The sequence below is a fragment of the Bacillus cereus group sp. MYBK227-1 genome (assembly GCF_051916325.1).
GTDB lineage: Bacteria > Bacillota > Bacilli > Bacillales > Bacillaceae_G > Bacillus_A > Bacillus_A cereus.
In genome coordinates this window covers 200,946-224,805 of sequence record NZ_JBQAGK010000004.1, presented here as the reverse complement: position 1 = coordinate 224,805, position 23,860 = coordinate 200,946, and the positions used below count along the sequence as shown (strand labels likewise).

Here is a 23,860-nt window from a genome sequence, read left to right as displayed (position 1 = left end):
TTTCTGATTTTCTTGAATTCTCCCTAAGGCAAGGAAATTATTTTTTACAGCTGCCTCTTTGTATGAATTGTAACTATTTGCACACACTATAATTGGAAGGCTTGAATCATTGTCATTGAAAAATGTTCAGCGCTTCCGCTCCTTAAGAGAACAGTCTACGCAACTGTTCTCTTTTCCTTTTTTCACAAAAATAACAGGACAAGCATAATTAAATGCACTACGATCAATCTCATTGCAACATTCTCAACGTTCCCTCAACAATTTCTCAATATTTTTCATGGACAATAGCACACTTCCTCAACGTTATTAATATCTTAATATTAAATACTGAAGGAGGTGCTAGAAAATGACTTGGTTCATTATTTTAGGATTTATGCTTATTTTAAGTATAGGCGGCTTTCATACACATAGTATTCATATCATTTTCAAAATAGATTCAGATACAAAAACTATGCCAAGTTGGTCTTTCGTTAATAAAATAAACTTTCGAACATTTAAAGAATTGTTAAAAAACCCAAACAGGAATAAACTCAAAAGCCTTACCATAGGAGAGCTGTTTATCCCTTTAAGTCTATTCAATAAATTATTTGGCAAAACATTAATTTTTCTAATCCTATTCTTCTATTCTCAATTCTTAAACTAAATATAATATGAGATGAGTAAAAGAATAACAGTCACCAACTATAACAAACAACAGACCGCCTATTACAGACGGTCTGTTTTAAAACAAATTGACTATATCAACAGAATAAGGATGACTTAATTATTCAGAATATTCTTATTATTCATGAAAAAAATTGTAGTTAAATATAAACTATCTATTTCCTGTTATTATCAGATTAAGCCTTTACAGAGAAAAGGGGGATATTATGACTGTTCAAGAAAAAAGTAATAAGCAACTGATGGAATTATTAAATGAATGGTATGAAAAAATTCGTTTATATCATGTAAAAGAAGCAAAACAAACATATCTACAAGTAAAGGAAAGTTTAAAAGTAATAGAAACTGATCCATATTTATCATTTTATTACTCACTACTGGATTTCAGATATAAAGTCTTGGTAGATGGAGTGAGTATTACAAAAGATTCCTTTAAAAATATAGAAAAACTCCCTAATATCGAAGAGGATTTTTTATTTTTAGCTTATTATTATCATTTCTTTAAGGCAATCCACTTTACAATTATAGCAAATTATACTGAAGCGAAAACACACTATGAAAAAGCGGAAGGGCTTTTAATTGATATACCTGATGAATTAGAAAAGGCCGAGTTTGAGTATAGATTTTCAACTTACTGTTATCAATCTTATCAACCATTTGAAGCGATTCAACATGTAGTAAACGCCAAAAAAATATATTTGAACCATGTAGGATATGAAATTAATACTGCTTTATGCGACAATGTATATGGTTTAGCCTGTATAGATCTAAGAGAATTTGAAAAAGCGGAAGAATGTCTCAATACGGTTATTGATGTTTTTAATAAGTATGATGAGGAACATTTATTATTAAGAGCACGTTACAATTTAGGCTGGTTATATAATATTCAAGATTTATATCCATTGGCGATCCGACAGAGTTCTGAAATTATAAATAAAATACCGCATCATTTTAAAGCATTATTTGTCTTAGCAAGAGCATATTATAAATTAGAAGGCATTGAAACAGCTAAAGCATATATCAAGCAAGGAATAAACTATACGAATGAAGCAGGAAATGAGGAATATAAGCACCGTTTCGCAGTTTTAAATGAACTACTCACAGAATTACCTAGAATGAAACTAGAAACAGTAGTTGCTGATGCAATTTCTTATTTTGAAAAAGAAGAAATGTGGGATTGTGTAAAAGAATATGCAGAGATTTTAGCAATTCAATTTTATGAGACAGATAACCATGTTAAGGCGAGCAAATATTTCTACATTAGCAGTAATGCTGGTAAGAAACATTTGAAAAAAGGAGCGTTAAAGTGATGAAAAAAATAAAAAAAATTGTATTAAGTATGGTAGTAATAGGTGCATTAGCATATAGCATGAATAGTTTACATGCACCTCAACAATCTTCTACTAATGGTGGAGATACACCAGCACCAACAGTACCTAGTGTCTCTGTAGAAGTATCTATTGATTAATGTAATACATTTTTCTCGCTTTAAAAAATCAGAAAATTCAACCTTTTAACAAATGAATATTGAATCCCTAGTCCGAAACAGTTTTGTTTCGGGCTATTCACATTACTATACTTATACGTAGGAAGATATACTAAAAGTAGACGAGATTTTCTATACTTGACCTTCCCCCACTCACTTCGCGTTCCTTGAGGAAGGAGTCTTCTTGGCTAAAATGATAAAATACGAGCATCCTATCACCAAATATGGGATGCTCGTATCTATACTTCTAATTAATAAGATTTAAATCTACTTCTTAGAAAAATCATAATTCTATAATCATTTATTATGCTTACAATGTATTAGCTAGATTACAAGATCGCAAAATGATACCCACCCTTTGGATACCTAAAGGCGAAGGGCTTTCTCGTTCGGAAAGGACTGTAATCTCTTCTCTTTTTGAACTAAGGCCTTTAACTTTTTCAAATAATCGATTTCCATACGTAAACATTCATTTTCATCTTTTAATGCCTCTATAATCCCTTCAATAGCTGCATTATCTAACTTTGAGCTTGTTTTTTCCATAGCTGGACCCCCTTTCTTCTTTTTACATAGGAATTCCACGACCTTTAAATCATATATTTCCCTTCATCTACGAACTATTCCAATAAATTCTTTAACACAAACATTTAATTTAATTTATTTCATTTGTTTTTATTTTATTTCTCAAAATTTCAGATATATCTTTTGAAAAATCTACTGTATTCCTCCCATATCTATCTCCCCTAAATGAATCGTAATACATATTATACCCAACACATTTATAAGCTTTAATCGTAGTTTTAACAAAACCTACTTAATTTCAAACAAATATTACACTTTATTCTGTCAACTCCTCCTATATTGATAAATATAAAATATCTAATATGTTTGACATTTCAATGACTTATGACAGGAAAATATATACATTAAATTAAACCTAATGTATCTTTGAGTTGTAAGTCGTAGTTAGTTGGCCAACTTTCAATACACTTTAATAATTAAAAATAAGGGGGATTTAAAATGAATCAAGTGTTAAGGAAAAGTAAGAAAAAAATGATGTATCTAGTCGGTTCACTTCTAATTTCTCTATCAATGTTTTCAACTACAAGTTTTGCAGCTACAGAAGGTGCTGTAAAAAGTGTTACAAATGGCAACTATACCGGTATTGCAGCTGATATAAATCTACCAAAATCAGTTGTTGTCAAAGATGGATATGTGAATTGGTATTTAGGTATTGGAGCATCTAAAGTTGAAGGCGGTATTTCAAAAACATCAAGTGGATATAAAGTATTTCTTAATTCCGGATATAATGAATCAGGTCAAAACAGTAAGTATTGGAACACACAATATGATACATCAATTAAAGATGGTGATCGAGTAAATCTTAAAATAATTAATAACGGAAATGGTACGGTTACTATGTATGTAAATGGAAGCCCTAGATATGCAAATCAGCCTGTATATGGCTCATTTTCTCAATACGAACCAGTAAAAATGGTTCATGGCGTGGAAGATACTGGACGTAATTCTTTTAGCCAGGCTAGCTTTTCAAACGTACTTCTAAGAACAGATACATCTGGATCTACCTACAAAAGTTGGAACAGTTCAATTTCTTCCTCATTTTCTAAACACGGTACTTATGGTAACAATTTCACAGTTTATTCTCAAGTACCATTAAGCGCTAGTTTACGCTAAAGAGGTTATGTGCATAATAATGGTTTTGTTAAAAAAGTAGTTGCACTTTGCAGCTACTTTTCTATATGGATTAAATTATAATAAATATAGAAGCAAAAATAAATTACATCTTTCATACTTTAGCTTCTTTGAATTCAATAACATCTGATCAACCCAAACTTAACGTATCGAGGTTCTTCTTGTATTAACTACTACATGTTTTATTATGAAAAACTATTCAAGTAAACATTTATACATTTATATATTATCAATATATAAATTTTCGCTCTTTCTTTAGACGTCTACCCCTTCCCCCGTTGATAATAAACCTTGATCCTTCAACTTTTTCAAAAAACAGGTTTTTCATTTAAGTGTTATGTACAAAAAATGTAGAAATAGTTAATTTTTACGTTTTTTTACATTTTATATCCTTATACCATATTTCTAAATCCATAGGAGGCATAGTTACTTTACAGGTATATAATTTCAATCCCTCTTTTTCTATCTCACCAATCTTAATATCATGAAGAAAATATGGTAACTGCTCATATGTAAAAATTTTTATTGGTTTTTCTTTTACATATCCCATGCTATGTTTGAAATCTATTTTATAGCAACCATTGAATTGAAGAGTTACATCATTATCCCCATCATTAAAAATCAAAATCACTTCATCACCAATATAATTGCATTCTAATTTAGTAACCCACGCATCCCAGTAATTTAACTTATCAATGTTTTCTTGAATTCTTTGAACATTCATATTTCTTCATCTCACTTTTTATATGGAATATGAGCATCTAGACTTTAAGCACTTCCACCCGATTTTTTTATCTTTTCCCAACAATTTCTACAGTTTATAAAGTAGTTGAACCCTTTTATTCAACTACCTTATAATACGTTCTACATTATATTAAAATATCTACTACACTAGTTGAATTCATACTAGGACAACCTGCAAACCAAATAAACAATTAATTCAGAAATATTTTTAGAAACTTCATTATCTCACAATTACTTTTTTTAAAATAAATCAAAAAATTTTTCTTTACTTTAAATTCCATAGTTCATATAATCTTCTATGGAATTACATTTTTTTCTAAATAGCTCCTCATTTCTAAGTATTCGAAAGGGCAATTACAAATTATTATACCTTTATGTTTAACCAAGTAAAATAAAAATCCAGTTTTTCACAAGGAGAAGTGACTGCATGCAAGATATTTTAAAGCTATTTCCGAGCGTTGACGGAAATGAAGAAAAGCAACAACTTTTATTAGAATCTATGCAGAAAATAATCAAAAATCTTGACCGATTAAAAAATGAAGAGCGAGCTACTTTAGGTAAATGTGAGGAAAAATCAGAAGGATACTATAATAGCTTGATTCACCAAAGTCATATACCACTAGCTGGAATCACTATGTCTGAGGTTATAGAAGAGCTAAACCAATTTATGGATGGTCATCCTTATCCAAATAAAAATTACTTGTCTAACGCTGTACCACTACCAAGTATACCTTCACTATTAGGTGTAATAACCATGTCTCTTTTAAATGGTAATGGTGTTTGGGATGTATATGGTCCAGGGGCAGCTGAAGCAGAAGTAAAAGTGGTATCCATGCTTTCAAAACTGATAGGCTATAATCCACATAACAGCGGCGGCTATACAACATGGGGTGGACAAGGATGCGTGTTTTCGAGTTTGCGCTTAGCAATTTCTAAACAATTCCCATCAGCAAAAGAACATGGTGCTCCACAAAATGTATATTGCTTTGCTTCTGAAAATGCACATTATAGTTTATTAAAGTCAGCTGAAGCAACTGGCATTGGTTCAAATCACTTAATAAAAGTGAAAACTGATCCTTATACAAACTCTATGGATATAGAAGATTTAGAGAATAAAATGATACAAGTTATTAAAAATGGCGGTATCCCCCTTTATATTCTAGCTACTATGGGGTCAACAGATACTTTTACCATTGATGATATAAAAAAAATTAAAGAGAGTGCTGAAACAATACAGAAAAAATATAAATTAAAACCTATTTATATCCATGCGGATTCTGCAATGGGCGGATTCTATAGTTTCTTTAATAATTATAGTTTCGAAGAAAATCCACTCGCATTTGAACCTAATGTGAAAAATGCCTTACAATACGTACAAGATAAAATGCAATATATGTCCCTTGCAGACAGTGTATGTTTTGATTTTCATAAATTAGGACAAACACCTTATGCTTCAAGTATTCTAATCGTAAAAAATCATACTGATTTACAACTGATGGACATTGAACAAGATGATACACCTTATCTTGGTAATAGATCATATGGGAGTTATCATACAGGCTATACATTAGAATGTTCACGTGCTGGTAGTGCTATTCCGATGTATATCAATCTATTAGCCTTTGGAATTGAAGGATATCAAAAATTATTAGCAAATTATATTCGTGTAAATCTATTATTTAGAGAGAAGTTACGCAAGGCGCTACCTCAAGTCGCAATTACAAATGATTTTACATATGGACCAATTACAACTTTCCGTTTCTATCTGAATGGAGATGGCCAAGAAAATTGGGGAAAAGAACGAATAGGCCTTGCAACAAAGGAAGAAATTGAGGATATAAACCGATTAAATATAGAACTATTTAATTACCTAGGAAAAAATCGTGATCAAGTATTTTTTGGTGATACAACTCGTTCTTGTGTAGTAGATGTAATAAACAGTTATGATAGAAATCCAATTTCTACATTAAAATTCTTTTCTATCTCTCCATATACAACTGTTGAATGTATAGATGATATCGTAGAATTTCTTTATGAACATATTTCGATTGCTACTAAACAGATTCATTCATATGTTTCATAACCATATTTGTTAGCGCTTTAATAGTTAAACTTAACTAAATGAAATAAAATTTTTAATCCTTTTAATTACTATTCACTATATCAGGAAAGAGGAAAAACATATGAATATAGAGCTACTTGATACACACCACGTGAAAGATGCAGCACATTTACTTGCACATTCTTTTGTGAATAATGAACCTCTTGTAAGCAGTTTACAAATTCCTTTTGCTCCTTTTCACAAAATGTGCGAAGAAATGATGAAACAAGCTGTATCTCAAGCTATGTCATTTGTAGCAATAGAAAACTTTCAAATTGTTGGGGTTCTTTTAACAAAAAAAGTAACCCAGCCACTAATAGATGCAGATAAAGCGAATGAACTATGCCCACAAATGGAACCTATTTTTCAACTTTTAGATACATTAGAGACAGAATCTATTGAGTTTTCTCATTTAGATAAAGAAAAATTGGTCTATCTAGATATGGGCGCTTGTCATCCAGATTGGATGGGAAGTGGTATAGTCACTACCCTGCTTTCACATGCCATTCAAGAAATAAGTAAAAGAGATTATGATTTTATTGCTGCTTGTACAAATAAAATTTCTCAAAAAATCCTAAAAAAACTGTGTACGACCTATGAAATGAATGAAATAGTGTATAGTAATTTTCTTTATAAGGAAGCATACCCATTTGCTAACACAACATCTTCCTTAACAGCTCAATTACTTTATATACCTCATTCTCAATTCGTCATCAAGGCCATATAAATTTGTGAAGAAGGCTAGCTGTACTTTTGTGCAGCTATTTTTTATACAGAATTAGTTAGTAATAGATATTCAAGTTAACATAATTGTCACCTTTCACAATTTTACCAAATCATTAAAGGAATCTCCTTTCCCCTATCGAATTATTGTAGAGGAAAGGAGAGGAATACATGGAAATTCTAGGATTAGATCCTCGTGCATTAGCGACTTTAGGTGCACTTGAATACACCAATCGACGCAATAAATTAATTGAAGACTCGGAGAATAACATATATGAGTGTAAAGAAATAAAAGAAATACTTCAATCACTCCCTAAAGAGAAGCAGATTGAGGTTCTTGAGAATCAAGCTCACTTTGAAGCAGTGGCAAAGATGATTGAACAAAACAATTTAATTCTTTTAGAACAGATGAAAGCTCTACAGCTAATTCAGAAATAACAAACTTATGATTCATTAATTCTACATATGCTTCCATAAATTATGATATAAATTAAATAAGTTACGTTCATTAAAAAACCTCTGATTTCCATAATATATATGAAATCAGAGGTTTTTTTCAGTAGATCAAACTTCAATACTTTCAATAGGTCTTGTTTTAGAATATAAATGGCCAAATACATGAAAAAATTCCACTTTTAATGTCATCCCTTATTTTCTAAATAGAGGTGCTATTTTATCAATGCGATTTGTCCAAATTCCACCTGTATAATCATCTGGAAGGCGTTTTATATCTTCAGATGAGTCAAATCCACTTGAAAATCCAAGCCCATTTCCTCCTACAACGATAATTCGAGTATCTGATTTATCCATTCGATTAAGAAAACGATTAGGCCATCCCCAAAGCAAAGGAGCTACTTTATCTGGTATATGTAATTCTCCATGCTTCATGCTTGAAGGTATGTAACCAGTCCACCCTACCGCCATATAAGTAAGAAGATCCTTTTTCATGGTTGCTTTTGACATCGTTCGTAAACTAGGAATGTGCTCTCTTACCGCAGCAATCGGCTTATCACCACCATATACTGTTAGTTGAGCAAGGCGTTTCGCTGGTAGTTTCTTGAGGTAAGTAGCCAATTGGATTCCCTCGTTTTCATCATCACTTTTAATATGAATAAGAAAAGAACGATCTGGAAAATGGTTAAGCACGTCATCAAGTGTTGGCATAAGATTAATCCCTTTTCCACGAAACGGGAATGTTTTCCCCCCGTCAGCTGTATACCCGTAACCAATATCAAGTGCTTGTAATTCTTTTGTTGTAAAATCTCTTGTAACACCTTTACCATTAGTACGGCAATCAAGAGTCCAATCATGAAAAATGACAAAATTATTATCTTTAGTTGGTTGAACATCCAACTCTACTAGGTCAGCCCCAGCTTTAAATGCCGCTTCCATAGATGGAATTGTATTTTCTAAATAAGAATGTTCAGGTTCATGTATACGTTCTGCTGTACACGTATCCCCCTCAATTCCCTCCATGTTAAATGTTTGCGAAAGTCCTCGGTGAGCAAGAAGAAGAGGTTTTCCCTCGTCTCTCTTTGCAAAAAAAGAACTGTTATTTACATAAACAAGTACGAAAAGAATAAAAATTATCCAAGTCGTTTTACGTTTAAGTAACTTTTTTATTTTATTCATTGTATGCTCCTCTTAAATATTAGGTAAAATGCTTTAAACAATATCCGGCATTTAAATACTTTTAAATTCTATAGCTTATCCTATTCCTTTGCAATGGAGATTATAAACAATTGTATGTTACTATTTTTATATAAAGCAGGAGCGATCCAAAGGTATTTTGTAACTATTATGTAGTATCATTTTTAAGAATTCATGTCTACTTTAAGACTTTCTTAGTGGTGATGGACATGTAGTGCTCTCTATAATAAGTTTTCTTCCACAAACAAAAAGAACCATAACCTTACCGAAACGGCAAATTTATGGTTTAAATCACAATTTTATCCGTAAAGTTCTATAACTTTTTGCCACCTACTAGTAATCGAATAGTATCCCCTCATACACACATGTCTTTGTTTATTTCTTTGAGATAATTTGCAGCGTTATCTTTTAAAGACTCATGAATTGATGTTTTTTAAAAATTCATTTTCTAATTCTACTATCTTTCTTTTACGAGCTTTTATTTTTCTAACAGGCACCCCAACATACATATACCAATCATCTAAACTTTCTTTTACCATACTCATCGCGCCAACTGCTGCTCCTTCTCCTATTACTACATTTGGAAAGATAATAGAATGTGCACCAACAATGGCATGCTTTTTTAAAATAACTTTTCCAGCTTTCACATTTTTATATTGATGTGGAACAGTCGGTCCCATTAATGTATTTCCGCTAAAATCATCAATTGCTGCATATACAATTGTTTTTGATGAAATATTTGCAAAATCATGCATTTCAATTCCCATTTCTCCTCCAAATAACGCTGTATATGCCGCTATATGCGAATAACTTCCAATTGTAATTTTGCCACTTAAAATGCAAAAGTCATCAATTCTTACATTATTTCCAACAGATATAGCACCTGGATTATATATGCTGGTTTTTTTACTTATTAATACATTTTCCCCGACAGATAGAAAGCCAATTTCGCTCAATTCTTCTTGACTATAAAAACTATTCATCTGTGGAAACCTCCTTCTGCATTAAACACATTATAATTTTCTCTACGATTTCTTTTGTCATTCCTTCCCATAAAGGTAGACTAATTATTCGTTTTTCTATTTTATTTGTATTTGTTAAATCTGTAGACTTATATTTTTTAAAGAAATCTTGTTGATGACAAGATGGTGAAAAATATGATCTAGCTTCTATCTTTTGCTTTTTCAACTTTTCTATTATCTGCATATTGTTAATTTTTTCTGAACCGAGAATAGGCATAAATTGATGAATAACTGCTTTTGTCTTTTGAACTTGCCAGCCTTTTTTTATTAATCCCGTACTTTGTAATAACTGTTTATACCATTCAGAGATACGAGTTCGTTCTTGCATTTTTTGATTCCATTTATTTATCGTTGTAATCCCAATAGCTGCTGCATATTCAGTCATTTTACAGTTAAACCCCATCATCGTACATTCACGATTATGATCAAATCCAAAATTACCCATTCTTTTAATTTGATTTATCTCTTCCTCATTATGGCTATATATCATGCCACCTTCACCAATTCCGAAAGGTTTTGTTGCATGAAAGCTATATACAATCATACCACTAAAATTCTGACCGTAATGTATACCCTCATGCATTAATCCAAACCCTGGTGCCGCATCTACAACAACCGGAACACCCTTTTTCTCTAATTCTTCATAGTCTTTCAAGTCCATCCATGATCCGAATGTTGCATATGGAACAACAACTGCAACCTCTTCTTTTAATTCATCAATTTTATCCAAAAGTACCGTTTTATCCATACACCAATCATCTAATGAAATATCAATAAAATAAGGCTCCAAGCCACACCAAATAGCTGCCAATGGCGTAGCAGGGAATGTAAAACTAGGCATAAGAGCATACTTTCCTTTTTTTCTTTTCTTACATTGAATTGCCGCCATTAACCCTAGCGTTGCGTTTGCTACTGTTGTAACTGCTCCCCTGTTCTGAAAAAATTCCGACATAATTGTTTCTTCAAAACGTTGATTTATAGGTCCATAATTTGTATATATGTGGGATATATCAATTTGCTCTAATTTATCTAAGTACTCGTTTGCAGGTACAATTGACGCACGTAAAAAAGGAATATTCTCCATATGCATCTATTCCTTTCTATCATTTTCGGACAATATAGAGCATATCCGTTTCAGATAATCCGAATTTCCTAGCAATTTCTATTCCTTGTTTCTCAGCTATGTTATACAATTCTACCTTAAAGCCCGCATCTGTTAATCGTTGAATAAATCCCGATCGATTATAAATCCTAACATGATCTTCTTGACCAAAGGCTAATTTTCTCAATAATGGCGTTACAATAGATTTATCCTCTATAATAAAATCTACATTCATTACGATTGGCACTTGAATAATTCCCCATCCATTTGGCTTTAGTACCCTATATAATTCTCGCATTGCTTTTTCATCGTCAGGCACGTGTTCTAATACATGACTACATAAAATAACATCAAAGGTATTATCTTCGTATGCAATTCTCGTAATATCAATTTCCTCCATTAAAGAATCCTTTGGTTCTAAATCCCCACATGTATAAGTAATGTTTTTAAACTGGTTAAGCCACCCTCTTACCTTCTCTTCAGGTGCAATATGAAGCATAGTATAATTCCTACTTAACAAATCCGTCTCTGTTTCAATGTACGCACGATACAACCTGTCACGATCCATTGAATAGCAAACTGGACAGATACCTGTATCTTTATTCCACATCTCAAATTCATATTTTAGAAAATCATAATGTGCTGGCCAAGGAGAAAAACTTTTAAATTCTTGATTGCAATATTGGCAATAACAAATATTTTTCTCAAATATATGAGTAACTAGTTTAATTAACCCGTTTTTTATCTTTTCATTATAAATTTGATCTAGTTCTCCACTTCTTACTGCATCCTTAAGTATAAATCCCGCATTCTCCAAACAATAAGATAAGCTCTCTTTATAATCTTGTTCAGTATTTAAAAACCCACTATTATGTGCATCTGTAATTAATTCAATCCATTCTTCAATTGTCATTAATATAAAGTACATTTGTTTTTGATTTTGTCCACTATGTTGTCTAAAGTAGCTAAGAGGTTCCTCTATATAAACTACTTTTCCTTTCCTCATCATATCTAACCAAGTTGAAATGTCATTAATAGAAGAATACGCTTTCCCCTTAAAATAACCAAATTTCCCTCCAAAAAAATTGCGATTAAACAAAACCGTTGTCGGTTCTCCAACTACGTTTTTCAAGTTTTTCAACATATAATTCCCTAGTGTTTCCCCTTCAAAAATTGTAGTTTCTATGGCAATTTTCATATTCAATGTCGATGGGGGTAATACCTCTCCATTCTCATCAATCAGTTCACGGTACGACGTCACAAATGCAATGTTTTCTAATTCAAAAAAGTATTTCATCATTCTCTCAATCTTTTCAAGATGAAATAAATCATCATCTAGTAAAAAATTTATATATTCACCAGTAGCAAGCTCTATACATTGATTAAAATTTTCAGCCACCAATGGATTTTCATTTTTAACATATGTTATACATTTATGTTCTTTTAAGTATGGCTGGATCATTGTTTTTACTTCATCATTTGTACTATCGTCAGAAATTATAATTTCAATATTTTCATAGGTTTGATTCAAAGCACTTTTGAGGGCTAATTCTAAGTAATGAGGTCTATTGTAGGCAGGAATTAGTATACTGACTTTTGGGAGGTGCGAGTTGATATTCATACGCTGTTTTTTCTTTTCAATATTTATTTTCTTTAGCTTGATTTGTTGATAGTAGTCCAATGAATATAATATGGATGATGGAACAATTCTTCTTGCATAGTCTAGAAAATTTGTAATAGCTCTGTCTAACTCCTCTTCGGAGGATAAGAAACCATATTTTTCTCCAGCTATAATAATACTATGAGAAAAATCCTCTAACCCATCCATCATTTTATTAGATTCATTTAACTGCTGATTTGAATGTAATCGAAAGTAACTGAGTGTCTCCGATATATATACTGCTTTCCCTTTACTCAGTAAGGATAACCATGAAGCTACATCTACGTTGCAAAGATACCGCCTTTTATCAAATACACCATACGGTTCTGTTAAATCACTTTTACGAAATAAAACCGTTGTCGGTTCTCCTATATAATTCTTTTGATTCATAATCACCATTTTTCCTAATTGTAGCCCATCTATAATCGTATCTGTAAAAAATAAACGCATCGTTGCATAAACGTCTGGCAATAGGTTTCCTTCTGCATCCATTACTTGGCGATGTGATGTTACAAGCTTAATTTCATTATCTAGGTCATTTAAAAAGTATTTCATCATTTTTTCAATTTTATTTACATGAAATAAATCATCATCCATTAAGAAATTTATATACTCACCTTTCGCTTTATGAAATAACATACGTGAGTTCTCAAATTGTCCAAGAGTTGACTTATTTTTTATATAAATAATATTTGAATGATCATACAAGTACTTTTGTAACACTTTCTCTGTTTCTTCGTTTGTACTATCATCCCCTATTATAATTTCTATATTAGGATACGTTTGTTCTAATACACTACATAAAGCTTTTTCAAAGTAGTGTGGACGATTAAACGTAGGAATTAATACACTTACTAAAGGCGTTTGATTTATTTCCTTTTCATTTGTACCATTTTCCATTCTATTCCTCCGCCTTTTTATTTATTTTCACTTTTGAAATAGACATGCTACTACAAATCTATTTATTAGACGAACTAGATCTGAAAGGTGTTGCGAAAAACAAATAAATAACTTTAAAAACAGCATCTATGTTGACATAGTGTAGAATAAACCTGGATAACTTTTTTCGTCCCATTCTATTTATTTGTAAAATGCGGCATTCTTTTTTCAATAAATGCCTTTACCCCCTCCTTCACATCCTCTGTTTGAAATACTTTTCCAAAGTAACGCGCTTCAATCTCAAGCCCTTCTTGTAAAGGTACTGCTGCCCCTTCGCGAATTGCCACCTTCATATAGGCGAGAGCTGGAAGAGAAAATTTACTTATATCCCTTGCAATCTCTTTTGCTTTATTTAACGCCTCTCCTCGAGGGGTAATGTAGTTAACCAAGCCTATTTCTTTTGCTTCTTTAGCTGTAATCGATTTCCCTGTGAACATCATCTCTTTTGCTTTCCCTTCTCCAATTAATCTAGGTAAGCGTTGGGTTCCTCCAGCCCCAGGAAATAAACCTAACGTAATTTCCGGTAATCCAATTAAAGATTGTTCTTCTATTATCCTTAAGTCACAAGCAAGTGCTAATTCACATCCACCACCTAGCGCTAACCCATTAACAGCAGCTATAGTCGGTTTAGACAGATTCTCTAGTTGATTAAGTGGCTGTTGCAATTCTAATGATTTCATCTCGGCATATCTTTCACCTTTACCTATCCAATCTGGAAATTCTTTTATATTCCCTCCTGCTACAAAAGCCTTTTCTCCACTTCCAGTTATAATTACGACTGAAATATCATTATCAATTTCTATTTTCTCTAATACACCTACTAATTGTTGAACTACTTCTAAACTTAAAGTGTTGACTGGTGGATTTTGAATTGTAACGACTGCAATACTTCCTTTTTTATTACAAGTTACTACTCGTTCATCCTTCATAAAAAGTCCCCTTTTAAACTCTCTAATTTTTCACAACACCAAGCTTCTTCACTTTACTCACCATCAACCTAAATTTCCGAATATGTTTCCGCTTTTAGAAATTCATCAATTTATTGTATGTACTGTAGAAGCATAAAATGAGCAATCCTTTCTTGGCACCATTTTATAATCTCAACATATTTTTTAATTGTTCTTTTACTGTATTAATTAGCTTCATGTTTCTTTGGTTTCCGTTACACAGTTTCTGAAGCTGGGATGACTCTTAGAAAAAATGAGATAAGAAGACTGATACATGAGGTACATTAAATGAGAACAATTTAAGAAAGACACCATTTTAGTAACCACTTGTATTTAAGTCTTTCTTAACTAATTTGTTGTAATTACAAATAAATCACTTCATCAAACCATCCACCAAAACGAACAGTATTATTAAAAATATCTTCGAATAAACTGCGCTTTTCAGCTTGTTTAAATAAAAAATTTGAAAACCTATCTCTTAAACCCAATTTCTCAACGCCTTTCAATTAACGTACGTTTCCGGATCCGTTAAAGTAGTTTTGTTCCTATTTTAAATTTAAGCTCTGCTATGCATGTTAGACAATTAATTATGCATAGACAATTTCCCAAAAAGTATACAGCTAAATATAATATTGTGAAAAACAAGATTAAGATAAGGAGTGATTGACTTTGTATCCTCAGGATTGTTATAAAGTCCCTTATACCTATGCCCAATGTATGGCGGATTGCACACCTGGAGCTCCAGGTTTCGAATATGAATGTCGGCCTATATGTTGGCCGTATAAAACAAGACCTTGGTATCTACAATGTACAAGACCTACAGCATATACACCTTATGGCATGAACCAAGCTGTACCTTATAATCCACAGCCATCTTATTCTCCCTATTCCTATCCTGGAACGATGTACGTAGATTCGCATAGTACCCCTTCCCCTTCAAATGATCCTTGTATGAAAGAATGCGCAAAAGGTGGAAGTAGTCTTTTGGATTGTTGCTATTACTGCGGATGGTGCTAACAGATATTCCTAGAGCCAAAAAGAGCTTTGGACATCAGGTAGGCATTGTATCATAATAAAAAAACCCATCTTCTCTAAGTTGGGTTTCTTATTTTGACGAATATATAAATTTACATAAAAACGTTCTTCTCCTGATTTAGGTGCCCAGCACTTATAAAGGACTTAAAAATACACGCTATTATAACGATTAGAGTTTTTCTGTTACAACTCTAGAAGTTTCATTTTCACATATACAGTTTGTTGAGAATTTCAGGATTTTTTTCGAATAATCTCTGTTAAATAACAATGTTGACATTCCATCAAAAAAGGACTTGGTCCTTATAATTAATCTCTTCGACTTAGCCCTTAAATTCAAGAGCTGAAAGGCGTGCCTCGAGGTTAGCTAACTTCTTATGTAACTCATCATTTTCAGCCTTGAGTTTTTCATTTAAACCTTGAATAGCAGCCAAGGCTACGCCTTGTAAATCAACGGTTGAAATATGTTTATTATCCTCTTCATTTAGTTCAAAGACGCCATAGAAGTCCTGAGCGGTCGGGCCAATGTGACGCTCATTAGATGTATCATCTTTATAGTTCCAAGACTGGATTGGTATGCTTGCTAATTTATCAAGAATCTCAAGCGTGTCGACACTCGAGAAATTTTCCTTAGAGTTTTTGTCACTTGTAAGATTAACTCCGCGTACATTGACGTCACCGTTATTTAGAACCCGGAAGACCTCGCCGGCATTTCTACTTGTACCAATGATTATGTCTCCTCCTATAGTATCACTATAGGCCATCAGAGCTGGCCTAGACTCCGATCGGGTTAAAGCGAAAATACCGATGTGTTTATTACTTAACCCCCAAACACCAAAATGGTTCTCGCTGTAGGCAGAGACACCAGCTCCAGCTTGGCTTGTAGCTCTTACTCCAGAATTAACATTACTCTCACCCAAGACCCCATACCCTCCTTGGCTTCTGCCAAAAACACCAACTCCTTCACTGGCGGTATGTTCCCCAAAAACAGCAGGTACAGTTGGATTATTAGAGTCACCGACCAAATTAGGCATTTATATTCCTCCTTGTGCCATTTCAATTAACTAAATGATAAACGTTTCTCACTACAAATATATTTTGAGTATTGTATTTAAGAACTCACAATCCAATGTATAACTTGCTTATTCTTAGATTACATAATAAGTTTAATAAGAAATTCAACACTGTTAACAGCGTCTATTTTTACAATACTAATGGTTAAAAAATTAATATTCATGTTTCATCTATAAATATCATCTAAATACTCATCGTAACCTTCATCTGGAATAGTATTTTCCATCATATTCAATGTTTCTTTATGACCAATTAACATGGCAACAAACTCATCAATATGCTCCGGTGATTTACGTTTAGATGGTGTTTTTAAATTATTTATGTTTGTAATTATTTTGCGTTACTTGCACAAAAAATAAGTAAAGGATTGTCCGTTTTAATTCGATCCTGGAGTAATAAAATTTCAAAGTCATCAAATGGCTCATTCATGTGAGTTGAGTACTGCGGAACTTCCACACATTGAATACCAAGCATCTCCCACTTTGAGATACCAATCTTTCAAACTACTATAAAATCATTTTAACTTTAATTGGAAGAAAGTAGTTTGTTTTACTTACCGTTATAAATACATAGTACTTATGTACCCCATCTTCCTATTCCCTTGACAGGGTGGAAGTCGCTGGTTCGAACCCATTCGGGATCATACAAGGTAGTTTCTTATGTATAACAGTTTGTTAGGATAGATGAAACAGTCCTTTTAGGGCAGAAATGGGGCAGGAATTTTATTTTCTTCCTTTTCAACCCTACTCCTTAGAAAAAATCCTATCTAACTCTCTTTTTATATTTTTATTGTCAGGAAGCATTGCATGTTCATTCATAAGTCTCCCTGTCTTACGAAAATCATCTAGAAAATCAGACTTACTATCAGCTCTAACCTCTTTATAATTGCGGCCCGCTAAAGCTTCTTTTTCTTTCTTTTCATTAAGAAACCTCGCTTTATATCCATATACTAATCCAATTGCTATGCATGCTATAGGGGCTGTAGCTCTAAACAGTTTTGCCTCTCCCTTCTTTGATAAAAGCGAATAAGGGAATTTTTCTACAAACTGTAACTCTAATTGCTTTTTTAATTCTTTATTTATATCGTCTTTCCACAAAAATAATAAAAACATTGCAGAGCCGAACCTAAACAAGAACGAGCCCTGGAATTTCTTATATTATGTTTCCTTCTCCACTCCCCTTTCTAATAATGCAGGATTCGGAATAATCCCTAATGGGGACATATCTACATATATTTCTCCAAAAACCGAAAATTTTGCTGGATGTTTTTCACCTAAAATATAACTTAGATTGTTTTCAAACCAAGTTACTTTCTCTTTGTTCGCTCTTTCACTGTTGTATGCTATTTTCATCAACCATCTTAAAAATATTGAATAGTTATATTCTATTTGTATTACATCATTTTCATCATACTCTGTTAAGAAGGGTTTAATAATCAAGTCTCTCCTCTCAGTATCTAAGAAGGATTAATTGAATATTTTCGATTATTTAACTCGTTTGTTTTGTAAATTTAATGGAACGTTCCTTAAAAACGCTCCTTATTTTGCTTATCATTTCTTATCCTCATCGCCTTTTGTGGCGAATCTTTTTCTCATATAAACTACCAAGAATATTTTCTATATTTATGAATAACCACAAGAACACCATTTATTCAAACCATAATATTCCATGTGAATATGTTACTATAAGAGAAGATGAGGAGGTGCAAAAATGAAAGCAGTAACAAATTATCGAAAATTACTTGAGCAAGCTAATATCAGAGATGGCGATTTTTTAAAAGCGATTGAACTCATCGAGGTGACTGAAGAAAACAATCGAACTGAAATCCGTTTTTCTTATTATCACCTAACTAATAAAGGAAATTGGAGGATTACACCAAGTCCGTTAACTATTGTAGAAGATAAGTGGTGTGAACTATTCGAAAAAGCACTTCAAACAAATGTATTTCCTGGAGAATTTATTGAACATGTATACGCTGTTTGTAAAAATTACTTAGTCTCATTGTCTGAGATTGTGTACAAAATTGAGATTAAAAAAGATGGAAATTATGATATTTATGCTAAAGGCTGTATCAAGGATGGAAATTCATTACACGCGATAGAACGGGTTTATTCAAAACGAAGAAACCGCGAAGAAATCCGCTTTGCATGGTATCAACGAAATCAGCTAGGAAATTGGAGATTAGTAGCCAAAAGACCTTTAGATGTGATAGAAACGGAATGGTTTGACCTATTTCAAGTAGCAGTTAACCAACATGTATTTAATCGGTCAACTGTCGAGTTTATGATGAATACGGCAGGAAAAATGCTAGGGATTTAGTAATCTTATAACGACGTTCATAAATATTCTATACATGTACTATATACGTAGCCAGTCCTGCAACTTCGTAATAATCAATGAATGTGAAGGATCCTAAAATGACAGTTTAACGGTCTTAGATCTTGCAGTGTGACGGTACTATACGCTTTAATAAATTATAGAAAACAAGACGGATGTATAACTATTTAACCACAAACATTGATATGACGGTATCCGTAAATAATGCCGACTTCCATTGACTCCTTGACAGGATGAAGGCCATGAGTTCGATCCTCTCCGAGGTTATACTGAGACGATTAAATGGCGTTCTATCAACGGATAGAGTGTTATTTTTATGCAATTATTTAGCCGCCAAGGTTAATGAAGAGAATAAAATTTAAATTAAAAAATGTATTAATAGAGAATAAGATCAATCAAAACAAGCTGGTTCAAATACTAAAAGTAATGAATCCTTCTACAGTAAATGGAATGAGCAATGGAGATATTAAAAAGATCAATATTGAAACACTAGCCAAAGTATCGGATTATTTTAAAAAAACGATATTAGGGAATTATTCGTGACTATAATAGAAGATGAGTAGAATGCTGAATAAGGCCAGCTTTTTGATGAAATTTTTCTGACGTCGGGAACCATGTGAAGAGATAGGAGGTCTAAATTCAAGCTATTCGAAGTATAAAATTTTGTTATCTCGCATTATTCCTTACAAATTTGTCCATAAAAAACAATTCACACTCCCATAATATCCTTTTATTTGTTATAATTATATTACAATATATTAATTAAAGTGAATGAACTGACTGATACAAATGACAATAAATCTAGTGATCCGTTTATAAAAATACAAATAACTCGTGATGACTTTAATAAAATTACATTCGATCACTTTGATTATAAAAATACACCTAAAGTCGTTACAGAATACTGGGAATCTCCTGCGTATAATGGAATGTAATTAGTATCAATATTCTTATTTGAAAGGTGGCAAGTGCTATGATGATTTTTGATGATATCAATACACCTATTGCTCTCTTTTTCATGTTTTTCATTATGTTTCTTGGGAATAAAGAAAAAGATGCCAGCACGTTATGTTTATCACTTTTATTCGGTGGGATGGTAGTGGATTACTGGCTAAATATAAAAGGACTAAACGATACATATATTGGTACCGCTTGGAATGTATTCTATTGTATTATAATGATCATTCTAATACCTATGATGATTCATAAGACTATTAAAAATATAAAATACATAAAGGCAAAAATAAAAAGAAATCGAGCTATTTAAAAATTCGACCGCCCGTAATAGGCGGTTTTCTTATTCATCTCTATTCATCTTTCCTCTTAAATCCACTGCCGCATGACCCAATCCTCCCCCTCCCCTCCGCATAGCATGTACTAAAAGGAGGTACGTAATAATATGTCAAACTACTATTACGATCGGTCTAAAAATTGCTATTGGAAGAAACGTAACCACCACCAGAAATGCAACTGCGAATGTAACTGCCATCCACGCTATCATACGTTCACATCCGGCCCTTTATTCCGTAATGCAGACACCGATTTCATCCAAGTGTCCGCGCTTAATCAAACCGACGAACCACAAACCGTAACTATAGCGGTACAAAATTACCAAGATACTTGCGATGGTGATGTATACCCTTCATATGGATATCTTTGTGGTGAACTAATTAACGATGACAATAACGGTAACGGGTCAGATGCTACTACGCGCAACGGCGACGATGGTTGCATCTATTGCGAGCCCGAAGGAGTAGTCCCGTTTATTGGTCCGGTAACATTTACGATTCCACCTCGTCAATTGTTTAGCGTAAGGGTGTTTCGGCCAGGAGACCCGCATATACCGCAAGACCCTACGTATGTAGTTCGAGTGACTCTTCCAGGTGATCCTTACCGACCAGAAGACCCTTTCGCTCCTACCGATCCTCACTCTCCTATTTCCATAAACACATGGGGCATTAATTTCGCAGGTGTAATTCAGCAGGGGAATACGGTGTTGAACGGGCAGTTTACGAGGTATCCAGGCGATCCACATATTCCAGGTGATCCTGGTTAATACGTATTATTGAACTACCCCCACTTTCAATTCGTTTAGAAATGAGGGATTCCTAAGTAAAGAGTTCTATCGAACTCTAATTGATTAGGCTAACCCCGCAGTCCTTGCGGTTAGAAGCCTTATCGCTTCATTCTTTAGATTGATACTTGCGTTAATATCCCTATCATGGTGTGTACGACAAGAAGGACAGTCCCATTCACGTAGGTTTAGATTTTTAACGTCTTTATTTTGATATCCACAACAAGAACATAATTGGCTGGAAGCAAATGTTTTTGATACGACAATGACTTGTTTGCCATACCATTTTGCTTTGTATTCCAACATTGATCGAAATTGTGACCAAGATACCTCACTAATTACTTTTGCTAACTTATGATTCTTTAACATATTGGATACTTGCAAATCCTCTATACCGATAACATCGTGGTTTTTGATGATTTCAGTTGAAATTTTGTCCAAGTAATCTTTTCTAGTATTTGATATGTATTCATGAATTCTAGCTACCTTTACTCGTTGTTTATTCCAGCGAGAAGATCCTTTCATTCTTCTAGAAAGCGCACGCTGTGCTTTCGCCAACTTATTTTCTAATGATCGGAAAAACTTCGGATTTTCATAGTGTGTTCCATCTGACAAAATAACGAAATCTTTTAGTCCTACATCTATTCCAATGTAAGAATCTGTTTTCGGAAGTTCTTGTACTTCTGTTTCAACTAATAGTGACACAAAATATCTACCAGAAGGGTTCCGTCTAACTGTAGTATTGACAATACGCCCCTCTACTTCACAACTTTTGGCAAATCGAACAAGGCCTAGTTTCGGCAACTTTATTTTGTTCCCTACAACGGCAATGTTTTCATTTGTTTGTTTTGTGGTATAAGATTGTACGTTGTTCTTCTTAGATTTAAAGTGCGGTGCGCTGTTTTGTTTTTTGAAAAAGCGTGTATACGCATCCGCAAGGTTGCGAACAGACGACTGAATCGCAATACTATCCACTTCTTTTAGCCAAACAAATTCTTTCTTCATGGCAGGAAGTTTGGCAGAGCATGTACCATATGTTAAACCTTTCCCAGTTTCTTTATATGCGTGAGGAAATGATTGAATACAAAGCGAGAACAACCTATCGTTTTGTTAATTAGAATTGCTTGTGCTTGATTTGGATAGATACGAAACTTATAGGCTTTATTAATTATCATTTGATTCACCTCCATTTCGGTATATGACTATTATACACCAAACGTACATTCGGTAGTTGGTGAAGTAACACTTTATGTATGTCGAACAATTAAGATGGCTTCCTGCCATCCCTTGTTCGAAGCCAATTCATCTCCCACCTAACTCACTGGGCTGTGACCCTTCACGCTCCTTGAGGAAGGAGTCTTCTTTGCTAAAATGATAAAAAATCGACCGCCTGTAATAAGCGGTCTTTTCTACGTCTACTAACGTATATTTACATAAGTCGGACTAGCCGTAATGTAGTACGTTTTTCCTATGTATAAAGTTATGAATTATGTGCTGCCATCATATATTAATGCGGAAAGGTTGTGATGATATGAATCTTGTCCCAGATCGACAGGATACGAATTTTTGGTGGGCAAATTCAAACTTTTTAGTTAATGCTCCCTATACCGCGGAATCAAAGCCAGATGGCTTTCATTTCAAAGGTATGAAAACTTATAATGGTGGCTCGCTGCTCAAACTTCAATTCGGAGTTACGTCTCGCTATGAGCTCCAATCAAACCGGGTTCCACGACCAGATCGTGGTCCATGGCGTTCTGCTCCTAGAATTGAGTTATTTGGTGGAATACTTGGGTCTACAACTGCTGGAGGTTTATTCAGTGGTGATCAATGGAGTAAATGCTGGATGACTAAAAGACAAACTATCTATCAGCATGTCTTTGCTCCACCTGGAGCTGATAATAGGAAAATAATTGGCACAAACTCTGAAGTTCAGACACTCATTTTCTTAGAAGGCTCTAATAAATTTAAGGAGCACCGATTCACTGGATCTCAACCTATGCCATTAGTAACCCTAAACCAAATATTTCCTGGTATAAGTATTTGGGCAGAATTAGAAGTCCTTTTCCACGTTCAGCTCGAAGGTGGGAGCACTCTGTGGATAGATCATTATAACGACATTGTCGTACGTAAATTTCAATGGCCACTTGAACCAATTTAACTCCCATTAACATGTCTCTTTTAAAATCCTGTAATAAGATTTCAATTCTTTAGTTATTTATTACATTTCCTTCATAAGTTCAATCTCGTTACATATGAGCTGTTCCCGTAGGGCCTTATCCCAACAGGTATACAGCTCTTTTTTATTGATACTAAAAATTCTATGTTGGTATGACACACCATATCTTGCGTTGTCACTTTCTTAGGCATACATAGCACTACAAACTACAATTTAAACGTTTTTAAATACTCTGTATCTACCTGAATCGGAAAATTTCATAATGATACAAAATATTTTTCTTTTAAATTATTTACAATGATCTCATATTACTTTCCGAAAATTATTCTCTTATTTCTATCAAACGGCAGCGACCGGAAAAATGGAATCCACTGTAAACTATAAAAATCCATTTCCTCCTATCCATACTATATAATAAAT

Annotated in this window: 24 protein-coding genes and 1 pseudogene; 13 read left to right on the top strand and 12 right to left on the bottom strand. The window is 33.2% G+C overall.

The features are described from left to right. Positions 1-346 precede the first annotated feature (346 nt). The 3 genes from ACTFRM_RS20140 (at position 347) to ACTFRM_RS20130 (ending at position 2,128) form a co-directional block, all read left to right on the top strand. Positions 347-643 carry a hypothetical protein gene (locus tag ACTFRM_RS20140; RefSeq protein ID WP_000219739.1) on the top strand — a complete coding sequence of 99 codons (297 nt, stop codon included), beginning with the start codon at positions 347-349 and terminating at the stop codon, positions 641-643. Positions 644-869: 226 nt separating this feature from the next. Continuing rightward, positions 870-1,970, top strand: a complete 1,101-nt coding sequence (locus ACTFRM_RS20135; RefSeq protein WP_000217997.1) for a hypothetical protein — start codon at positions 870-872, stop codon at positions 1,968-1,970. Then, entirely contained in the window at positions 1,970-2,128 is a 159-nt protein-coding gene (locus ACTFRM_RS20130) for a Phr family secreted Rap phosphatase inhibitor (RefSeq protein WP_000721349.1), read from the top strand. The genes ACTFRM_RS20135 and ACTFRM_RS20130 overlap by 1 nt, the downstream gene beginning before the upstream one ends. 384 nt (positions 2,129-2,512) lie before the next feature. On the opposite strand, the gene ACTFRM_RS20125 is transcribed toward ACTFRM_RS20130, so the two are convergent. After that, positions 2,513-2,689 (bottom strand): hypothetical protein, encoded by a 177-nt coding sequence (locus ACTFRM_RS20125; RefSeq protein WP_440043530.1) that lies wholly within the window; start codon positions 2,687-2,689, stop codon positions 2,513-2,515. A gap of 477 nt (positions 2,690-3,166) precedes the next feature. Between ACTFRM_RS20125 and ACTFRM_RS20120 the strand changes: the two genes are divergently transcribed. Beyond that, complete coding sequence (locus ACTFRM_RS20120) at positions 3,167-3,841, top strand: hypothetical protein (protein ID WP_001077582.1); 675 nt, start codon at positions 3,167-3,169, stop codon at positions 3,839-3,841. A 385-nt stretch (positions 3,842-4,226) separates the two neighbouring features. Here the strand turns inward: ACTFRM_RS20120 and ACTFRM_RS20115 are convergent, their stop codons facing one another. Beyond that, positions 4,227-4,583, bottom strand: coding sequence for a hypothetical protein (locus ACTFRM_RS20115; RefSeq protein WP_440043529.1), 357 nt, complete (start codon positions 4,581-4,583; stop codon positions 4,227-4,229). A 447-nt stretch (positions 4,584-5,030) separates the two neighbouring features. Here ACTFRM_RS20115 and ACTFRM_RS20110 point away from each other — a divergent pair, with 447 nt between their 5' ends. The 3 genes from ACTFRM_RS20110 (at position 5,031) to ACTFRM_RS20100 (ending at position 7,865) form a co-directional block, all read left to right on the top strand. Continuing rightward, positions 5,031-6,686: a pyridoxal phosphate-dependent decarboxylase family protein gene (locus ACTFRM_RS20110; RefSeq protein WP_001152310.1), complete on the top strand. Its 1,656-nt coding sequence runs from the start codon at positions 5,031-5,033 to the stop codon at positions 6,684-6,686. A 100-nt stretch (positions 6,687-6,786) separates the two neighbouring features. Beyond that, positions 6,787-7,431, top strand: a complete 645-nt coding sequence (locus ACTFRM_RS20105) for a hypothetical protein (RefSeq protein WP_001019436.1) — start codon at positions 6,787-6,789, stop codon at positions 7,429-7,431. A gap of 167 nt (positions 7,432-7,598) precedes the next feature. Then, entirely contained in the window at positions 7,599-7,865 is a 267-nt protein-coding gene (locus ACTFRM_RS20100; protein ID WP_000404243.1) for a hypothetical protein, read from the top strand. 210 nt (positions 7,866-8,075) lie between these two features. Here ACTFRM_RS20100 and ACTFRM_RS20095 read toward each other — a convergent pair whose 3' ends face one another. From ACTFRM_RS20095 to ACTFRM_RS20055, 9 genes are all read right to left on the bottom strand, one after another. Beyond that, entirely contained in the window at positions 8,076-9,059 is a 984-nt protein-coding gene (locus tag ACTFRM_RS20095; RefSeq protein WP_400589666.1) for a glycerophosphodiester phosphodiesterase family protein, read from the bottom strand. Positions 9,060-9,493: 434 nt separating this feature from the next. Next, positions 9,494-10,060: an acyltransferase gene (locus ACTFRM_RS20090; protein ID WP_001084199.1), complete on the bottom strand. Its 567-nt coding sequence runs from the start codon at positions 10,058-10,060 to the stop codon at positions 9,494-9,496. Then, positions 10,053-11,183 carry an aminotransferase class I/II-fold pyridoxal phosphate-dependent enzyme gene (locus ACTFRM_RS20085; RefSeq protein WP_000427936.1) on the bottom strand — a complete coding sequence of 377 codons (1,131 nt, stop codon included), beginning with the start codon at positions 11,181-11,183 and terminating at the stop codon, positions 10,053-10,055. Before ACTFRM_RS20085 ends, ACTFRM_RS20090 begins: the two co-directional genes overlap by 8 nt. 19 nt (positions 11,184-11,202) lie before the next feature. Beyond that, positions 11,203-13,761, bottom strand: a complete 2,559-nt coding sequence (locus tag ACTFRM_RS20080) for a glycosyltransferase (RefSeq protein ID WP_440043528.1) — start codon at positions 13,759-13,761, stop codon at positions 11,203-11,205. Positions 13,762-13,937: 176 nt separating this feature from the next. Further along, on the bottom strand, positions 13,938-14,729 hold the full coding sequence (locus ACTFRM_RS20075; RefSeq protein ID WP_440043527.1) for an enoyl-CoA hydratase: 792 nt from the start codon (positions 14,727-14,729) through the stop codon (positions 13,938-13,940). Positions 14,730-15,109: 380 nt separating this feature from the next. Continuing rightward, positions 15,110-15,253 carry a hypothetical protein gene (locus ACTFRM_RS20070; protein WP_325851796.1) on the bottom strand — a complete coding sequence of 48 codons (144 nt, stop codon included), beginning with the start codon at positions 15,251-15,253 and terminating at the stop codon, positions 15,110-15,112. Between the two features lie 849 nt (positions 15,254-16,102). Next, entirely contained in the window at positions 16,103-16,813 is a 711-nt protein-coding gene (locus ACTFRM_RS20065; protein ID WP_002183074.1) for a tail fiber domain-containing protein, read from the bottom strand. 783 nt (positions 16,814-17,596) lie between these two features. Then, positions 17,597-17,965: a hypothetical protein gene (locus tag ACTFRM_RS20060; protein ID WP_440043525.1), complete on the bottom strand. Its 369-nt coding sequence runs from the start codon at positions 17,963-17,965 to the stop codon at positions 17,597-17,599. A 45-nt stretch (positions 17,966-18,010) separates the two neighbouring features. Beyond that, the gene (locus ACTFRM_RS20055) at positions 18,011-18,292 is read right to left on the bottom strand and encodes a hypothetical protein (RefSeq protein WP_000584503.1); all 282 of its coding nucleotides are present in this window, start codon (positions 18,290-18,292) and stop codon (positions 18,011-18,013) included. Positions 18,293-18,563: 271 nt separating this feature from the next. On the opposite strand from ACTFRM_RS20055, the gene ACTFRM_RS20050 reads away from it, so the two are divergent. From ACTFRM_RS20050 to ACTFRM_RS20030, 5 genes are all read left to right on the top strand, one after another. Further along, positions 18,564-19,172, top strand: coding sequence for a hypothetical protein (locus tag ACTFRM_RS20050; protein WP_325851788.1), 609 nt, complete (start codon positions 18,564-18,566; stop codon positions 19,170-19,172). Between the two features lie 360 nt (positions 19,173-19,532). After that, entirely contained in the window at positions 19,533-19,733 is a 201-nt protein-coding gene (locus ACTFRM_RS20045; protein ID WP_440043524.1) for a helix-turn-helix domain-containing protein, read from the top strand. A gap of 224 nt (positions 19,734-19,957) precedes the next feature. Beyond that, positions 19,958-20,125, top strand: a complete 168-nt coding sequence (locus ACTFRM_RS20040; RefSeq protein WP_325851787.1) for a hypothetical protein — start codon at positions 19,958-19,960, stop codon at positions 20,123-20,125. A 38-nt stretch (positions 20,126-20,163) separates the two neighbouring features. After that, entirely contained in the window at positions 20,164-20,457 is a 294-nt protein-coding gene (locus tag ACTFRM_RS20035) for a hypothetical protein (protein ID WP_086389373.1), read from the top strand. Positions 20,458-20,742: 285 nt separating this feature from the next. Next, on the top strand, positions 20,743-21,246 hold the full coding sequence (locus tag ACTFRM_RS20030; protein WP_325851786.1) for a sodium:proton exchanger: 504 nt from the start codon (positions 20,743-20,745) through the stop codon (positions 21,244-21,246). A gap of 84 nt (positions 21,247-21,330) precedes the next feature. Here the strand turns inward: ACTFRM_RS20030 and tnpB are convergent. Then, positions 21,331-22,439, bottom strand: a pseudogene (tnpB, locus tag ACTFRM_RS20025) (IS200/IS605 family element RNA-guided endonuclease TnpB). A gap of 356 nt (positions 22,440-22,795) precedes the next feature. Here tnpB and ACTFRM_RS20020 point away from each other — a divergent pair. Further along, the gene (locus ACTFRM_RS20020) at positions 22,796-23,422 is read left to right on the top strand and encodes a hypothetical protein (RefSeq protein WP_440043522.1); all 627 of its coding nucleotides are present in this window, start codon (positions 22,796-22,798) and stop codon (positions 23,420-23,422) included. Positions 23,423-23,860 lie beyond the last annotated feature (438 nt).

Coding starts and splice junctions, on each gene's coding strand:
- ACTFRM_RS20140 (WP_000219739.1), top strand. CDS start 347: ATGACTTGGTTCATTATTTTAGGATTTATGCTTATTTTAAGTATAGGC.
- ACTFRM_RS20135 (WP_000217997.1), top strand. CDS start 870: ATGACTGTTCAAGAAAAAAGTAATAAGCAACTGATGGAATTATTAAAT.
- ACTFRM_RS20130 (WP_000721349.1), top strand. CDS start 1,970: ATGAAAAAAATAAAAAAAATTGTATTAAGTATGGTAGTAATAGGTGCA.
- ACTFRM_RS20125 (WP_440043530.1), bottom strand. CDS start 2,689: ATGGAAAAAACAAGCTCAAAGTTAGATAATGCAGCTATTGAAGGGATT.
- ACTFRM_RS20120 (WP_001077582.1), top strand. CDS start 3,167: ATGAATCAAGTGTTAAGGAAAAGTAAGAAAAAAATGATGTATCTAGTC.
- ACTFRM_RS20115 (WP_440043529.1), bottom strand. CDS start 4,583: ATGAATGTTCAAAGAATTCAAGAAAACATTGATAAGTTAAATTACTGG.
- ACTFRM_RS20110 (WP_001152310.1), top strand. CDS start 5,031: ATGCAAGATATTTTAAAGCTATTTCCGAGCGTTGACGGAAATGAAGAA.
- ACTFRM_RS20105 (WP_001019436.1), top strand. CDS start 6,787: ATGAATATAGAGCTACTTGATACACACCACGTGAAAGATGCAGCACAT.
- ACTFRM_RS20100 (WP_000404243.1), top strand. CDS start 7,599: ATGGAAATTCTAGGATTAGATCCTCGTGCATTAGCGACTTTAGGTGCA.
- ACTFRM_RS20095 (WP_400589666.1), bottom strand. CDS start 9,059: ATGAATAAAATAAAAAAGTTACTTAAACGTAAAACGACTTGGATAATT.
- ACTFRM_RS20090 (WP_001084199.1), bottom strand. CDS start 10,060: ATGAATAGTTTTTATAGTCAAGAAGAATTGAGCGAAATTGGCTTTCTA.
- ACTFRM_RS20085 (WP_000427936.1), bottom strand. CDS start 11,183: ATGGAGAATATTCCTTTTTTACGTGCGTCAATTGTACCTGCAAACGAG.
- ACTFRM_RS20080 (WP_440043528.1), bottom strand. CDS start 13,761: ATGGAAAATGGTACAAATGAAAAGGAAATAAATCAAACGCCTTTAGTA.
- ACTFRM_RS20075 (WP_440043527.1), bottom strand. CDS start 14,729: ATGAAGGATGAACGAGTAGTAACTTGTAATAAAAAAGGAAGTATTGCA.
- ACTFRM_RS20065 (WP_002183074.1), bottom strand. CDS start 16,813: ATGCCTAATTTGGTCGGTGACTCTAATAATCCAACTGTACCTGCTGTT.
- ACTFRM_RS20060 (WP_440043525.1), bottom strand. CDS start 17,965: ATGTTTTTATTATTTTTGTGGAAAGACGATATAAATAAAGAATTAAAA.
- ACTFRM_RS20050 (WP_325851788.1), top strand. CDS start 18,564: ATGAAAGCAGTAACAAATTATCGAAAATTACTTGAGCAAGCTAATATC.
- ACTFRM_RS20045 (WP_440043524.1), top strand. CDS start 19,533: ATGAAGAGAATAAAATTTAAATTAAAAAATGTATTAATAGAGAATAAG.
- ACTFRM_RS20035 (WP_086389373.1), top strand. CDS start 20,164: ATGATGATTTTTGATGATATCAATACACCTATTGCTCTCTTTTTCATG.
- ACTFRM_RS20020 (WP_440043522.1), top strand. CDS start 22,796: ATGAATCTTGTCCCAGATCGACAGGATACGAATTTTTGGTGGGCAAAT.